The organism is Paraburkholderia sp. BR13439, assembly GCF_040948805.1.
Lineage (GTDB): Bacteria > Pseudomonadota > Gammaproteobacteria > Burkholderiales > Burkholderiaceae > Paraburkholderia > Paraburkholderia youngii.
This window is the reverse complement of the sequence record NZ_JBFPKN010000007.1, coordinates 1-13,807: the sequence shown is the minus strand read 5'-3', so window position 1 is coordinate 13,807 and position 13,807 is coordinate 1. Positions and strand designations below refer to the sequence as shown.

The following is a 13,807-nucleotide window of genomic DNA, read 5'->3' as shown; positions in this document are numbered from 1 at the left end:
CGCGGCCCTCGTGGCCGCGCGTGCGCGTCATCTTTCGACGATTTGCACGCGTATGCCGTTTGTAAGGATGGTGATTGTACCGGGTTCGTAATGGACGCCGGCAAATTGCAGTTGCTCGGGCTTGAACGTGTAGATCGGATAGTTGGTCAGCAATTGGGTCGCGAGCAGCGCCGCGGCCGCGTTGATCTGCTGCGTGTACATCTGCGCCTGGCCGTTCACGCTGACGTTATCGACACTCGGCGACTTGAGGATCACCGAACGGCTCGCCGCGTCGTAGGCAAGTTCGCTCGACAGCGTGAACACCCCATCGACCGGCTCTTGCAGGAACGGGCTGGCGAAACGCGCGTCGAGCTTCACCTGCACGCGGTTCGCATCGGGCAGCATGCCCACCACCGGATTGCTCAGCGCGACGTCGAACACCTGCGACACCGTGCGCTGATACGGGAATTTGCGCTGCACGGCCTCCTGCACCTGCTTCTGCGAGAACGTGTATTGCGACGGCATGAACGGAAACGTCGGGCTCGCGCAAGCCGCAAGCGACACGGTGATGCCCAGCACGCTGCAGCCGGTCAGCGCGGCGCGCAGAAAGCGGCGCCGGGCCGGCGCTGCGGGTCGAGTCATGCGAAATCTCCTGTGGAAGCCCTGGCCGGACATCGGCTTGCGTTGGCTTTGAGGTGGGTGATGGCGCTTATCGCGTGCCGCGCATCATGGATGCGATGCCGGTTGCGTTTGCACTTCGAGTTGCGTGAGCCATGCGAGCGCTTCACCGCGATTCGCGCCACACATCTCCTGTTGCGGCTGCAGACCCGAGCAGCATGCGGGCCGCTCCGGCCGGCCGAAGATCGCGCAGCGCAGATCGTCGCCGAGTTGCACGCAGCGAACGCCCGCCGGCTTGCCATTGGGCATGCCCGGAATCGGACTCGAAATCGACGGCGCGATACAGCACGCACCGCAATCGGGACGGCACGCGTGATCGTCCACTCGTGCGCTCTTCAATCTTTGATCCACGTCATCTTTCCTGAACTCAAACCTTGGCAACGCGTTGCCAGACCCGCATTGTGCCACTGCCCGTCTGTGCACCTTTTTACACAAACGGAGCCCGCAGGCGCGCATTTAAACTGAAAACTCCCGAATGGCCATGCACACGCGATACGCCGCGAGAGCCGCCCACCGTCCGATACCGTTCATGTCCCTAGCCGACACCCTGTTCCGCCCCGACCTGCTCGCGCGCTACAGCGCGAATGGTCCCCGGTATACGTCCTATCCGACCGCGCCGCAGTTCCGCGAATCGTTCGACACCGCCGACTACCGCCGCGCCGCCGCCGATCCGGGTGCCGCGTCGACCGATCTGTCGCTGTACTTCCATATTCCGTTTTGCGACACCGTGTGCTTCTACTGCGGCTGCAACAAGGTCGTGACGAAAAACCGCGCGCACGCGCGGCCGTACCTCGAGCGGCTCAAACGCGAAATCGGCTTGCAGGCTGCGTGTTTCGATACCCAGCGGCCCGTGTCGCAACTGCATTGGGGCGGCGGCACGCCGACGTTTTTGTCGCATGACGAGATGACGGAATTGATGGCCGCAACGCGCGAGCACTTCAATCTGCTGCCCGACGATCAAGCCGAATATTCGATCGAGGTCGATCCGCGCGAGGCGTCGCCCGACACGATCGCGCTGCTGCGCCATCTCGGCTTCAACCGGCTGAGCCTCGGCGTGCAGGACTTCGATCCGCGCGTGCAGCAGGCGATCAATCGCATCCAGCCGTTCGAGATGACCGCGTCGGTGATGCAAGCGGCGCGCGCGCACGGTTTTCATTCGATCGGCGTCGATCTGATTTACGGCCTGCCGCATCAAACGGTCGCGAGCTTCAGCCGCACGCTCGACACGATGCTCGAACTCGCGCCGGACCGGCTGTCGGTGTTCGCGTACGCGCACATGCCGCAGCTCTTCAAGATGCAGCGGCAGATGGATGCCGCGACGCTGCCGTCGAGCGAGGTGCGGCTCGCGCTGCTGCAACGGGTGGTCGAACGGCTGACGCAGGCGGGTTATGTGTACATCGGCATGGATCACTTCGCGCTGCCCACCGACGAGCTCGCGCGCGCGCAGGCACAGCGCACGCTGCATCGCAATTTCCAGGGCTATAGCACGCGGGCCGAGTGCGATCTGATCGGCTTCGGCGCCTCGTCGATCGGCAAGGTCGGCGACGTGTACGCGCAGAACGCGCGAGAGCTGCCCGCCTACACCGACGCGATCGACGCTAGCCGGCTTGCGATCGCGCGCGGCATCCGCCTGTCCGCCGACGACCGTTTGCGGCGCGACGTGATCACGCAACTGATGTGCAACCTCGAACTGCGTTTCGACGAATTCGAGGCGGCGTACGGCATCCACTTCGCCGACGCGTTCGCGCCGGAGCTCGCGCGTCTGCGTGCATTCGAGGACCACGGGCTGATCTCGCTCGGCACGCGCAAGCTCGAAGTGCGGATGGCTGGTCGCATGCTCGTACGTAATCTCGCGATGGTATTCGACCGCTATCTCGGCGAGCAGATGCTCACACGGTTCTCGCGCACGGTCTGAGGACCGCTCGTTGCGAACGCGCTGTGGCGGGTGAAGGCAATCGGCTTGCCCGTCGACCGATTTTCGGCCATAATCTGCGTCTTCCTCGCGCGCTGAACTTCTGATGCGCGCTGCAGTATCTGCCCAGGTGGTGAAATTGGTAGACGCAGGGGACTCAAAATCCCCCGCCGCAAGGCGTGCCGGTTCGATTCCGGCCCTGGGCACCACTAGCTGTTCCGGCGAGAGCCGATAATTTCCGAAAAACCCCGCAAGATCAAGGCCTTGCGGGGTTTTTTATTCCCCAGCGATCGGTTTCGATTCGTCGACAGCCGGTGGTATCTGGTGGTATTTGTGGTGGTATCTGGCTCGGTTCTGGGTTTTTCCAGAGGGAGATACCACCATGTCGCTGACCGGTGCAGGTTAGGAACGCCCGCTACAACCCCGAGGGAACCGGCAATCGCCTCGCGGACAGCGGTCGCATGTATCTCCAGCTCGACAAGTCCGGCGCGAAATACTGGCGGATGAACTACCGGTTCGCCGGGAAGGATAAAACGCTCGCGCTCGGCATCTATCCGGACGTGTCGCTCGCAGCGGCGCGGAAGAAACGAGACGATGCCCGCGAAAAGTTGGCGGCGGGATTGGACCCAAGTAGCGTCAAGCGCCTCGAGAAACGAGCCGCCAGGCTTGCAGCGGCTAACTCTTTCGAGGCAGTCGCGCGCGGCTGGATGGATGAGCGCAAGAGCGGCGTCGAGCTCGCCCAGCATGTGAAAACCCTCGCCCGTATGGAAAACGATGTGTTCCCGTGACTTGGCAAACGTCCAATCACAGAGATCGATGCGCCCGACATTCTGGTCGTTCTGAAGCGCGTTGATAGCCGCGGCGCCCGCTTCACGTCTCATCGTGTGCGCAGCTAAATCAGCAGAGTGTTCCGGTACGGTATCAAAGAGGGACATTGCAAGGCCAACCCCGCACGGGATCTGGTCGGCGCCATTCCACCAGCACAAACGACCCACTTCGCTTCGATCACCGAACCGACCAGGGTCGGCGAAATGCTGCGCGCGTTCGACGGGTTCGCCGGCACCTTCCCTGTCCTCTGCGCGCTCAGACTTGCGCCGCTACTTTTTGTTCGGCCCGGAGAGCTTCGTCAGGCCGAATGGCCCCAATTCGATCTGGACAAAGGCGAATGGCGCTACCACGTCACCAAGACTGGGACTGAGCATCTGGTGCCGCTTTCCAAGCAGTCGGTCGGCATTCTGCGCGAACTGCACGCGCTCACCGGTGCCGGCCGCTCGCTATGTGTTCCCTGGCGCGCGCGATCGCAAGCGGCCGATGAGCGAAGCTACGATCAATGCGGCACTTCGTAGATTGGGCTGCGACACACGCACGGAGATCACCGGGCACGGCTTTCGCGCGATGGCACGCACGATTCTGCTCGAGGAACTCGAACAGAAGCCGGAAGTAATCGAACATCAACTCGCTCACACGGTAGCGGACAGCCCAGCACAGCCTATAACCGCACGAAGCAGAAATGGGCCGACTATTGGAAGCGGGAAAGCGGCGACTTAACGAGCGCCCAGTGACATTTCAGGCGTGCCAATAGGTGCGCATTGGTGATGACCTCGCTCCGCTGAGTCAACTTTCAAATGGTCGAAGCAATCTGATTTTCGGGAACCCTCTCTATTGCTCTCGCGTTCAGATTGACCGTATCCGGTCTAATGGGAAACTGAACGCGTCCTGAACGATCATCGATCCGGGTGTGATGTCGCCGGGTTCTGTCTTAGTTCGCGACCGCGTACCGGACTGCTGACCGGACCTCCGCGGGTCTGAACGGGTGACAAGCGGGTTTGCTTTGTCTGGGGACTGCTGCGAGCCGCGTATCCGGCGAGTGTGCGGTCGTCGTTTCGTCGTATCCCGGAGCGCGTAGCGAAGCGCACTGGCCGTTAAATGCATACCTGCCTCCTTCGCCTAATAACGTTGATAGTACCGGGAGAGACAGTCGCTTTCGTCGCCGGATGCAAACGCGAGTCGATCTCGACAGCTTTGCGCTTTCGGCCGAACCTGTCCGCAATTTAGTGTGCGAGACGGTTTTCGGAGTTATCCGCGTGGGAGCGTGAAGCGCTCGCCAAACAGAATAGCAAATTAGTTCATGGCGGATGGCCAGTCGAATGCGGCTCGCACGGACTTGGCCATCACATCACGAAGCGGCAGCCACAGCAGCTTGATGGCCCGCCTCGTCGTTTGGGAAGTGCCCTCGGGTCTTGATGTTCTTGCGGAGTTGCAGTTCAGACTCTCGTGCGTTTGTAGTGCACATGACCCGGCGTATTTCAGACGGGAAAACGAAGAAGGACGTGACTTTTTTTCACGCTCGTCGCCAGAACTACACGATGGTCGGATATTCCGTTCCCCGCAGCCCGTGAGCGAAGTCTTCCAGCGCCTGCTGTGCGGCCTGTTCGCTGTTTGCGGCGTAAATCGGGCGCAGCGCGGTGGCAACCGCCTTACGGTCCTTGTAGCTGGTGGCCGCATCGCTTCGCCTGCAAAACGGGCCGCTGGGTGAAACAGTTACAAGATAAGTATTGACGCTGGTCCGTCCGGCGGGTACTGTACACTCCGAAGTTCAAGAAGTTCGATTGCTGTTCATCAATTCCTCGCTCCTCCGCGGTATTCGTTGTCCTCTCCCTCCTTGAAGCTTCACGCGCTCTTTAATAGAGCAAACTTTCGCATTTTTTTCTCAAGGATTCTTTATGGATACCGGCACCGTTAAGTGGTTCAACGACAGCAAAGGTTTTGGCTTCATCACCCCAGACAAGGGCGGCGACGACCTGTTTGCTCACTTCTCCGAAATCAGGGGCGACGGTTTCAAGACGCTGGCTGAAAATCAGAAGGTGAGCTTCGAAACGAAGCAAGGCCCGAAGGGGCTGCAAGCGGCTAATATCAAGCCGCTGTAAAGTTGAAGAGCCCGGCCTCCCGCAACGGACGCCGGGTTGCAGCGACACCCTCGCGGAGCTTCGTCTCCCTCGGCTGGAGCAATCGCGCCTGATTGGCATCTGCTTTTTGAGCAGTTTGCCAAGAGCGTCATACGCCTTCTTGCGCCTCAATCTCATCTCAGGCTTCGACGCCATTTTTCGCTGTTCGACTGCTTCAGAAGTCGGCTCGAATGGCTTTGAATCAGCGCGCCCGTGCACTTTTCGCACGGCATGTGCGCACTCAAATATCATTAAAATTAAAATGCAAAACAGACGAATTCAACATTACAACGGCTATGCCGTCCAATCCTCGGCGCATCGTTTGTCCGACGGTAGCTTCTCATCTAACTTGCTGCTCGAACGCATTGATAGCGCGCGAGCCGAAGGCCGCTACCGGTTCTATTCGCTCGACTACTTCAAAAGTGAAGAGCAGGCCTTGCAGCACTCAACCCAATGGGCACTCAACTGGATCGATACGCGCGGTTAAAGACGACGCCACGGTTCAAAACACCCAGCGCGTCTGAGTCACCAGGGGTGCAACAAAACCCGCCCAAACATCACGCACGATCCCGAACTGTGCATCACCGGCACGCATGGCTGACAACACTTCTGGCCCCGCCGGTAGTGGCAGGGCACATGGCGTCTTCGGCTACAATGCGGGGCTAGTGCGCTTCGCACAGCACCTAAAACACGCGCGTTGGTTGGTCGCGACACTTCCTTTAATTGATAGTCCAGTGAGGCAAGCGATAGCAGCGGCCGCTGGACTGCACGCCCCGACTCGCATCCGGCCGGCATTGCGAGCCGCAGTGTCTGACCGATCGGCCTCGCGTACCTAATTCTCCCGGGCCACGCGGTGCCTATGACTTCCAGGACGCAAGGGCTGCCCAGCGATTTCATGCCTTCCACTTCCGCGCGAGCGTGTATCCAACAACGCTCGCGGCCTCTTCCTCAATGCGGCATCTGAGCCCATGTCACGCCAATTGATCAGGAGCCTTTGAATGGCCAAAGAAGAACTGCTGGAACTCGACGGTATCGTCGACGAAGTACTACCTGACAGCCGCTACCGAGTCACGCTCGACAATGGCGTGGTGGTAGGGGCGTACGCGTCCGGTCGGATTCGCAAGAATCATATTCGCATCCTTGCAGGCGATCGGGTAACGCTTGAACTCTCGGTGTACGACCTGACGAAAGGCCGAATCAATTTTCGGCATAAGGATGAACGGAGCGGCGGCGCAACGCAAAGAGCCGCATTTCGTCGTCGTTGATAGCGCGATATGCGACTGTCGGCTGGACCCCGTCCCTGTGCCACGACGCTGCGTGCACATCCGCATCACCATTCGCAATTGCTTGCGGATCTCAACCAAGGAAAAAATTGACTACCGTAATTCTGAAACCCGACGAGCCCGTGGAAGTTGCATTGCGCCGTTTCCGTCGCGCGATCGAGCGCACAGGCCTGATTCCGGAACTTCGTGTCCGGACAGCCTATGAAAAACCTACCGCAGAACGCAAACGCAAAAAAGCTGCTGCAGTGGCACGCCTGCGCAAGCAGATCAAACGGTCGTTGCCGCCGAAAAAGCGATACTGACCGGGAACTGCCGGGCGGCCATGCTGAAGCGGCCGTCTATGCGGACTGTGCGTGGCATCTCCCTGGCAGGCAGGGCCACTGGCACGGGATCCCCTCAAAAGGCGGGTCAATGTGAACACAGCCGCGTGCTGCGGTTGCTCACGGTTATCGTGCCGCACCGAATTGCTGTGGCTGGAGCACTCAGGCCGCTTCCCAGATAGTGCGTTCAGATCCGTCACCGTCAATCAGCATTTCGGCGTAGGCCACCGACGCGCGCCTTGCGTCGCCGGCACTCTGGAAAGGCCGCTTGCCGGGCACACGGAATAAGCGGCTTCGGGGGCTGTCCGTCACGGCATCCGGGTAGCTGATGCGAATCGAAGCATCGAATCCTTCCTCGTAATTGTGACCATATCCCGGTTGAGTCGTGCAATGCGGATACACGAGCAGGAAAATATCGAAACCTCGATAATGGCGAGTGGTTGTCATCAAGTAACTCCTTTGGACCGCAGCACGCAGCCGGTTTTTTATCGTTCTACAGATCTGACCGAAGGCGATATACCAAACGCCAGACGAGCCGCACCGACGGCGGCGAAGTGACCGGAAGGAAGTTTGTCGGCTGGATATCCGGTACACGAGCTTCGAGTCTCATATCGGCAAGGGCTCGCTCAGGCGGCATTCCGTTTTCGTTTGCTCGATAGCGCCGCGCTGCCCCGAGTCCACGAAGCATGGTCACTGCCATGCCTCACTGTCGTCAGGTCGTCGAAATCAACGTGATAACGGTGCGGACAGTCGCCTGCTTTGAAAACCTTGAGTTTCAACATACGCGCCACAGCACCTTCGGTCAATGCATTCTGGTAACAGTCTCGGCCGCCCGACGCTGTCCGTTCCACGGTATAGTGGGTCCTCCCCTGCGGAGTGACCACCATGCCGACACACCCGTTTCTTCTCTACAAGGGGTACGAACTTCATCCCCTCGTATTTCCCCGCACTTTCAGTCGGTCGCTTTGACGGGCATTTCCGTTACGCCGAAGGTTATGACATTGCGGTGCGGATATGTCGTCCGGCGGTGACAGCAACCCCCGCCGCAAGCCGGGTCTTCGGGCTCAACCAACCGCATGCGTTCTCCGACTTCGGTACGGCAAGGCGAGCCGCCCGGCAGCAGGGAAAGTACATCGTCGACGGAAAGGTGAGTGGCGCTTCGGTCATCGACATATGAAAACGCTGCTGAAGCGCGGCCTTAACTGATGTGCCCAGGCGACGGGTCGCTCTCTGCCTGGTCGCCGATCTAACTGTCGTTGCATCAGAAAGGTGGCCAGTGGCTGAGAGCGATCTTCTGCATGCCACGTGCTGGCCGTCGGCCGCGCCTGCCGAACGCTGACCGACATTTCCTGCGCCGCGAAGCAAACCTTCTGTCGCGAGCGTTCGCGAGAGCCTGACGCGGGCTCCGCTCAATTAGCACTCCATGCGCACGGAGATGCGGGTGTGCGCATCAGTTCGCATGCCTGAATGAATGTCAGGTCGGATTGGCCGCCTCCCCCTGACTGGGCCAGTGCGTAGTCCTTGTCGACGGGAAGCTCGTCCGCTGGCACGTCCACCCGTCGGTCGCCTCCCTGCGCGTATCGATCCATCAATCGGAGCGCCCTATGTACCGGATGATCCTGTATCGGGGTTCCGAGATTCACATCGTACAGATCTTCGGAAGGATCTGTACGATGACACAACCGGAACCTGCATGGCCGAGGACGAACTGTTTGAGTTCGACAGTATCGTTGATGAAGTCCTATCGGATGCCGATTCCGTGTCGCGCCCAACAATGGCGTGGTCGTGGGTGCGTACGCGTGGGCCAGATGCGTCGCTTCGCGGTGGTTGAACAGTTGAGGTGGAGACTTCCTGACTCGCATGTCGAAATGGCGCATCGTGCGTCGCTACCTGACGAGCCCGAGAAGAGAAGCAGTCGGATGCGGATCATCGGACTACCACAGTCCACCGGCACTACGGTCATAAGTACCGAGCTGACTTGCACGTTTCCCCGTGCTTTTCCGACGGCGCCCAAAGCACGGGTTCTTCTGTACAAATCTATCAATCGGCGTAGCATGAGATCTGCGCTCGACCTGCAGCCGTTCCCGGCATCCTGATAGTTGCTTCACTCCGCGGAACGGGACTTTCCCGCTTTCACCCATGACCACTCGACGTGGCCGAACGTGTGAAGCGCTGCCGATGCAACGGCTCACATCTCTACGCTTCCTCTCCTGCGCCGTACGGTGATGCGGCCTTCAAGGTGCCTCATGACAACGCGGTCCCGTTTCTACCGCGGGCTGGACCTTCACCCGCTTGTCGTGGACAGCGCGCCATTGCACACATTGGAGTTTGATATGCAAAGGAATGACCTGCTGAAATGGATCCGGTGCAATGGCTCGGGCATCGTCGACCAGTTTCTGCCGCCCGGCGCGGAGGCGGAACTGGATAGCGTCATCCGTGACTGTCGTCACGAGGTCAATTCAGACGCGTTTCTGATGTTCGTGTCGATTCGTGCGTTGCTGCGTGAACACGGCATGACAAGCTGCGAGTCGGATTACGAGGCCGGACAGATCATGGCCAGGCTTAGCATCTGAGTCGCGCTTTTCGACGCCCCTATGCGACAGCCGCAACCGGGCGACAACCCTGAAGGAACCCCTATGCGCTTCAATTCCACTTTGATCGTTGTCGACCCGACACCGCGTAGGGCCGACGGGGAGTACATGGCTCACGCGCGCATCAGCGGCAGCCGTGCGGACGGCACCGGGTACGAGATTCACTCGAGCGGCGATCTGGCCGGCTTTGACGCACGCGAGGACGCGATAGCCTATGCGAAGAACTGGGCGCAGGACTGGCTGGAGGCGCGCTTCGGCTGACAGACGCTACCATTCGATGAATGTATCGCAGTCGTCAGCTCGCGACAGCGGGCCTTTTCAACTGCTTCATCGGTTGATCGCTTAGCGATCTTGCTCCTGCGCGCCGACAAGGACAGAAGTGGTGCTCGCATTAATTCCAAGCGTGCAACCCTGGGCGCAGCTGGTCCCATCGGAAGCGGTAAGGGGGGAGGTTAACTGGTAAGCGCTCACGACGCTGTACATCTGTTTGCCTCCGTCCATCACGAGGAACTCCGTCCTGATATCTTTCCCGTCCGGGAAGGTGATGTGCATCGCACCAGTACAGTCCGGGTTCAGGGTGTACGTGAATGATTCGTTGGTCTCGAAGTCGAACGGTCCCGCACCCCGGGCTCTTGTTCCGTTGAGTATCGAAAAGTCTTTCTGATTACCGCCACCGAAAACGTCAAAGGTCTAAAGCGCGATGGCGTCGATAACACCAGCAACGGCCTGTCGATGAAGGGTCTGGGTGGACGCTGTTCGAGTGATAATTCCGAGCAGGTCCGCGTGGATTTTTGTACCGTACGTTCCTCGTATGGTCGCGGTTGTGCATCTGCCATCTGTCTGAGCGACGCAGGTCAGCGATAGCGTGGCCAGTGCCACTGCCGCCACTGCCGACACTGCCTTGAGGGTTCTGCTAGCCATGTTCATCTCCTTTTCGCGAAAAGTAGACACGCCACGATCCCTACCGATGCCATCAAGGGCACCGAACTGAAATCGATGTCCACGAACGCGATGCAACGGTGTGCAGCGAACGCCCGTCCACCGGACGGGCCACACGCCGCCCGGTAACGATAGGAACGCGGGCGCATGCCGGGATCCGCGGTTCGTCAGATCAACCAACCGCTCAGGATGGGCAGGAGCACTGGGAGGACAAACGCCGACATAGTGCCGTTCATCGCCAAGCCCAGTCCCGAGTAGGCGCCTGCTTCTTCGCTGATCTGAAACGCCCTGGCAGTACCTATGCCGTGGGAAGCAACACCCATTGCAAAGCCGCGCACGTCGTCACGCCGCACACCAACGGTATCCAGGACCACGTTGCTCAGCGTCGCACCGGTAATGCCGGTCAGGATGACGATCGCCGCGGTGAGCGAGGGCAAACCACCGATTTTTGCCGAGATCAGCATTGCTACGGCCGTAGTGACCGACTTCGGAGCGACCGACGCGACCGTCACAAACGGACAATGTAGCCAGACACATATCGCAATCGCAGAGGCAACAGCCGTGGCCGAGCCCGCGATCAGCCCGCCAAGCAGCGGCACAAGCGCTCGTCTGAGCCTGGCCATCTGATGGTGTAGCGGAATAGCCAATGCAATGACCGACGGGCCCAGTAGAAAGTGAATCAGTTTCGCGCCCGCGAAATATGCGCTGTAGGAGGTGCCTGTCAAATACAGTATCGCGATCATGAGCAACACGGAGATCGCTACCGGGTTGGCCAGGGGATTCTTCCGCGCCAGAGTGTGAAGGCGGCAGGCAACGATGTAGACGCCGACGGTTGCCGTGAGCGCCGGCAGAGGCGACGCGCCCACGATCGCATTGACAGACACGGACAGTTCACCGATTGACATGGCCCCTCCTCCTTGCGGCGGCAGAATCTGCCTAAGCGCGTGGCGCCGTCGCAGCCTTGTGTTGTGATTGCTTTCTGTCGAGCCTCGTCAGCAACATGCCTGTCACTAGCGCAGCAATCGCCATCGAAAGAATCGTGCTGGTAACGATGGCAAGGGCGAGTGCGGACAGTTGGCCTTTCAGCTGCGGCGCGAAGACCATGACGCCCACACCGGCGGGTACAAAAAACAGTGAAAGGTGATTCAACAGTCCGCGAGAGACCTGCTCGACGGCAGGCACGACAGAGGGTTTGGCCGAGAGCAGGCAAAGCAATAGCACCATGCCAATCACGGGTCCGGGAACAGGAGCTCGCGTGACATAGGCGATCAACTCGCCGAGACACTGAAACCCAAGGAGGATTGCAAACGATCGCGCGACCCCACTATCTGGCGTCGACGCCTTTGGTGCAGCAGATACGCCGCTCTGCGTCGGTGCCGCCGGGCTGGTTTCTGTGCTCATGTCCATGGACTGTCCTCATTTTGCGGACCGTTCAGGGCCGAATCGAGCTGGTAGCTGTCGTACTATGTACAGCCATGACGCCCCGACGATCCAGAGGCACGTTACCCGGATCGTCGGCGCGGTGTCGGGCGGCCCATCAACGGTCAATTACCGAAGAAAAGGTTGCAGTAACTTGCGGGACCAATGCACGAGGACGGCGAGGGCTTCGACACATGCTGGGCACTGCTGGAAGCTGAGGTGCCAACGGTCGTTCCGCCAACGTCGTTGCTGCCCGCCTGCTGGCTTGCTTGTGCAGTGGCGTTGGTCGTCGCGCCGCCAACGTCACTGTGGGCCGCCTGCTGGCTGTCCTGTGCAGCGATCTTCGCTTCGGCGGCCTGAATGTCCGCGGGATACTGGGCATCGAGCGCGTTGGCCGGGTTATAGCCATTCTGCTCAAGCTGCAGAATCTCCGCCTTGACCTGCGCGCGCGTGACCGGCTGCTCCGATTGTGCGAAAGACGCGATCGGCGCGACGATCGCGGCCGCAAGCCCTACTGCCTGCCAAAGAGACTTCATGATGCACCTCCACACAGTTGTTTATCCGGTACTGCGGCGATGCGGGTGCGCATCGACGATGACCAGAAAATCAAGAACGTCCTTTATCAGGACAGGCCCCGGCTCGGCGTTACGGACGAAAAGCGGATCTGGCGGCCAGTCGTGTGCCAGACTGACGTAATTCGCCAGACCGACTCCCAGCAGCACTGCGACGAGTGTGAGCGCAACTACGGGTTTGAACTTGCGCATGCGACCTCCTCACGTAAACACGATCACCATTCCCGGCCGTAGCGTGCTTCGGAAACATCTGGTCACCGTGCCAGTTTTCTCGAAGTGCTGTCTTGGGCGCATCAACCTCCTCGATACATGGAATCGATGGAGTCGCCCCCGGGGACGCGTTTGCCGGACTGCGACGGGGTCGGCACGCTGCCGTTGACGCCGCCATTACTCTTGTGAACCACGCTGGCGTGGTGCAACGGCATCGTTTTACCGCTTTGCGTTGCTGTCGCTGCGCTGCCGGAGCGACAAGGTACGTACGCGCCTGCGAAAGCAGGTGCAGCCAGCGATGCTGAGCATGCGACCAAAAGGTACGCGACAGTTTTCGCAACTGCGTGGTAAGGCGACTTCATGATGGCCCCCTCATAGTGGTCTATCCGGCACTGCGGCAATACGGGTGCCGACAGACGATAGACGGCAGACGATGGCAAAAAATGAACAACGTGCGCCAAGAGGACAAGTCCCAGAGCGGCGCTAAGGACGAAAACGACCCGCAGCGGCGGTATCGTCACGGCAGGCCGTTCACCACGCGTCATTGACCGTCCGGATTAACCACCATCGGATGTTGGCCAGAACCGGATTGCGACGAGCCGCCCAGCGGCGCCCCATATCCCGACGCATGCTGGCCATTTGCGCGCTGCGCGGCCACGCGCGCTTCGGCAGCCTGAATATCCGCGGGATATTGGGCATCGTTTTTGGCAGCAGGGTTATAGCCATTCTGTTCGAGCTGCAGCAACTCTGCCTTGACCTGGTCACGCGTGACCGGCTGATCCGATTGTGCGAAAGACGCCATCGGCGCGGCGATCGCGCCCGTTAGTGCAACGTAAGCGGTCAATTAACGACGCCCATCAGAGTTGTTGAACAGGGCAATAGACTTACCGCAGTTCGGCGGGCATGCACCAGGGAAGAAGCGCGGCGTAGTCGTCGACGGTCTGCGCGAGCGGTAGGCA

15 protein-coding genes, 1 tRNA gene and 3 pseudogenes are annotated in these 13,807 nt (G+C 60.0%); 10 read left to right on the top strand and 9 right to left on the bottom strand.

Going from position 1 to position 13,807, the window contains the following annotated elements; translation table 11 throughout:
* Nucleotides 1-27: 27 nt before the first annotated feature.
* Complete coding sequence (locus AB3X96_RS15670) at nucleotides 28-621, bottom strand: DUF1439 domain-containing protein (RefSeq protein ID WP_176105287.1); 594 nt, start codon at nucleotides 619-621, stop codon at nucleotides 28-30.
* 84 nt (nucleotides 622-705) lie between these two features.
* Nucleotides 706-1,008, bottom strand: coding sequence for a YkgJ family cysteine cluster protein (locus AB3X96_RS15665; RefSeq protein WP_176105286.1), 303 nt, complete (start codon nucleotides 1,006-1,008; stop codon nucleotides 706-708).
* Nucleotides 1,009-1,186: 178 nt separating this feature from the next.
* Between AB3X96_RS15665 and hemN the strand changes: the two genes are divergently transcribed.
* The 3 genes and pseudogenes from hemN to AB3X96_RS15650 form a co-directional block, all read left to right on the top strand.
* Nucleotides 1,187-2,572, top strand: a complete 1,386-nt coding sequence (hemN, locus tag AB3X96_RS15660; protein ID WP_368590417.1) for an oxygen-independent coproporphyrinogen III oxidase — start codon at nucleotides 1,187-1,189, stop codon at nucleotides 2,570-2,572.
* 121 nt (nucleotides 2,573-2,693) lie between these two features.
* Nucleotides 2,694-2,778: transfer RNA gene (locus AB3X96_RS15655), tRNA-Leu, on the top strand.
* Between the two features lie 186 nt (nucleotides 2,779-2,964).
* Nucleotides 2,965-4,074: pseudogene (locus AB3X96_RS15650) on the top strand (tyrosine-type recombinase/integrase); the annotation flags it as partial.
* A 616-nt stretch (nucleotides 4,075-4,690) separates the two neighbouring features.
* Here the strand turns inward: AB3X96_RS15650 and AB3X96_RS15645 are convergent.
* Nucleotides 4,691-5,063: pseudogene (locus AB3X96_RS15645) on the bottom strand (transposase); the annotation flags it as partial.
* Nucleotides 5,064-5,292: 229 nt separating this feature from the next.
* Between AB3X96_RS15645 and AB3X96_RS15640 the strand changes: the two are divergent.
* The 4 genes from AB3X96_RS15640 (at nucleotide 5,293) to rpsU (ending at nucleotide 7,099) form a co-directional block, all read left to right on the top strand.
* Entirely contained in the window at nucleotides 5,293-5,496 is a 204-nt protein-coding gene (locus tag AB3X96_RS15640) for a cold-shock protein (protein WP_008919208.1), read from the top strand.
* A gap of 280 nt (nucleotides 5,497-5,776) precedes the next feature.
* Nucleotides 5,777-6,001 carry a hypothetical protein gene (locus AB3X96_RS15635; protein WP_152853742.1) on the top strand — a complete coding sequence of 75 codons (225 nt, stop codon included), beginning with the start codon at nucleotides 5,777-5,779 and terminating at the stop codon, nucleotides 5,999-6,001.
* Nucleotides 6,002-6,512: 511 nt separating this feature from the next.
* Complete coding sequence (gene infA / locus AB3X96_RS15630; RefSeq protein ID WP_129961077.1) at nucleotides 6,513-6,779, top strand: translation initiation factor IF-1; 267 nt, start codon at nucleotides 6,513-6,515, stop codon at nucleotides 6,777-6,779.
* A 107-nt stretch (nucleotides 6,780-6,886) separates the two neighbouring features.
* Nucleotides 6,887-7,099: a 30S ribosomal protein S21 gene (gene rpsU / locus AB3X96_RS15625; RefSeq protein ID WP_013090247.1), complete on the top strand. Its 213-nt coding sequence runs from the start codon at nucleotides 6,887-6,889 to the stop codon at nucleotides 7,097-7,099.
* 180 nt (nucleotides 7,100-7,279) lie between these two features.
* Here the strand turns inward: rpsU and AB3X96_RS15620 are convergent, their stop codons facing one another.
* Entirely contained in the window at nucleotides 7,280-7,564 is a 285-nt protein-coding gene (locus AB3X96_RS15620) for a hypothetical protein (protein WP_368590416.1), read from the bottom strand.
* Nucleotides 7,565-8,002: 438 nt separating this feature from the next.
* Between AB3X96_RS15620 and AB3X96_RS15615 the strand changes: the two are divergent.
* The 3 genes and pseudogenes from AB3X96_RS15615 to AB3X96_RS15605 all read left to right on the top strand — a co-directional run bounded on the left by AB3X96_RS15615 (nucleotide 8,003) and on the right by AB3X96_RS15605 (nucleotide 9,969).
* A pseudogene (locus AB3X96_RS15615) lies at nucleotides 8,003-8,294 on the top strand (hypothetical protein).
* A 1,069-nt stretch (nucleotides 8,295-9,363) separates the two neighbouring features.
* Entirely contained in the window at nucleotides 9,364-9,690 is a 327-nt protein-coding gene (locus AB3X96_RS15610) for a hypothetical protein (RefSeq protein WP_368590415.1), read from the top strand.
* Nucleotides 9,691-9,753: 63 nt separating this feature from the next.
* Nucleotides 9,754-9,969: a hypothetical protein gene (locus AB3X96_RS15605; RefSeq protein ID WP_008919201.1), complete on the top strand. Its 216-nt coding sequence runs from the start codon at nucleotides 9,754-9,756 to the stop codon at nucleotides 9,967-9,969.
* Nucleotides 9,970-10,814: 845 nt separating this feature from the next.
* On the opposite strand, the gene AB3X96_RS15600 is transcribed toward AB3X96_RS15605, so the two are convergent.
* From AB3X96_RS15600 to AB3X96_RS15580, 5 genes are all read right to left on the bottom strand, one after another.
* Complete coding sequence (locus tag AB3X96_RS15600; protein WP_368590414.1) at nucleotides 10,815-11,552, bottom strand: LrgB family protein; 738 nt, start codon at nucleotides 11,550-11,552, stop codon at nucleotides 10,815-10,817.
* Nucleotides 11,553-11,583: 31 nt separating this feature from the next.
* Nucleotides 11,584-12,054: a CidA/LrgA family protein gene (locus AB3X96_RS15595; protein WP_368590413.1), complete on the bottom strand. Its 471-nt coding sequence runs from the start codon at nucleotides 12,052-12,054 to the stop codon at nucleotides 11,584-11,586.
* Nucleotides 12,055-12,191: 137 nt separating this feature from the next.
* Nucleotides 12,192-12,602, bottom strand: a complete 411-nt coding sequence (locus AB3X96_RS15590) for a DUF4148 domain-containing protein (protein WP_368590412.1) — start codon at nucleotides 12,600-12,602, stop codon at nucleotides 12,192-12,194.
* Nucleotides 12,603-12,623: 21 nt separating this feature from the next.
* Nucleotides 12,624-12,830: a hypothetical protein gene (locus AB3X96_RS15585; RefSeq protein ID WP_176105280.1), complete on the bottom strand. Its 207-nt coding sequence runs from the start codon at nucleotides 12,828-12,830 to the stop codon at nucleotides 12,624-12,626.
* 559 nt (nucleotides 12,831-13,389) lie between these two features.
* A complete protein-coding gene (locus tag AB3X96_RS15580) occupies nucleotides 13,390-13,692 on the bottom strand; it encodes a DUF4148 domain-containing protein (protein ID WP_368590411.1) in 303 nt (100 codons plus the stop codon).
* Between the last annotated feature and the right edge of the window lie 115 nt (nucleotides 13,693-13,807).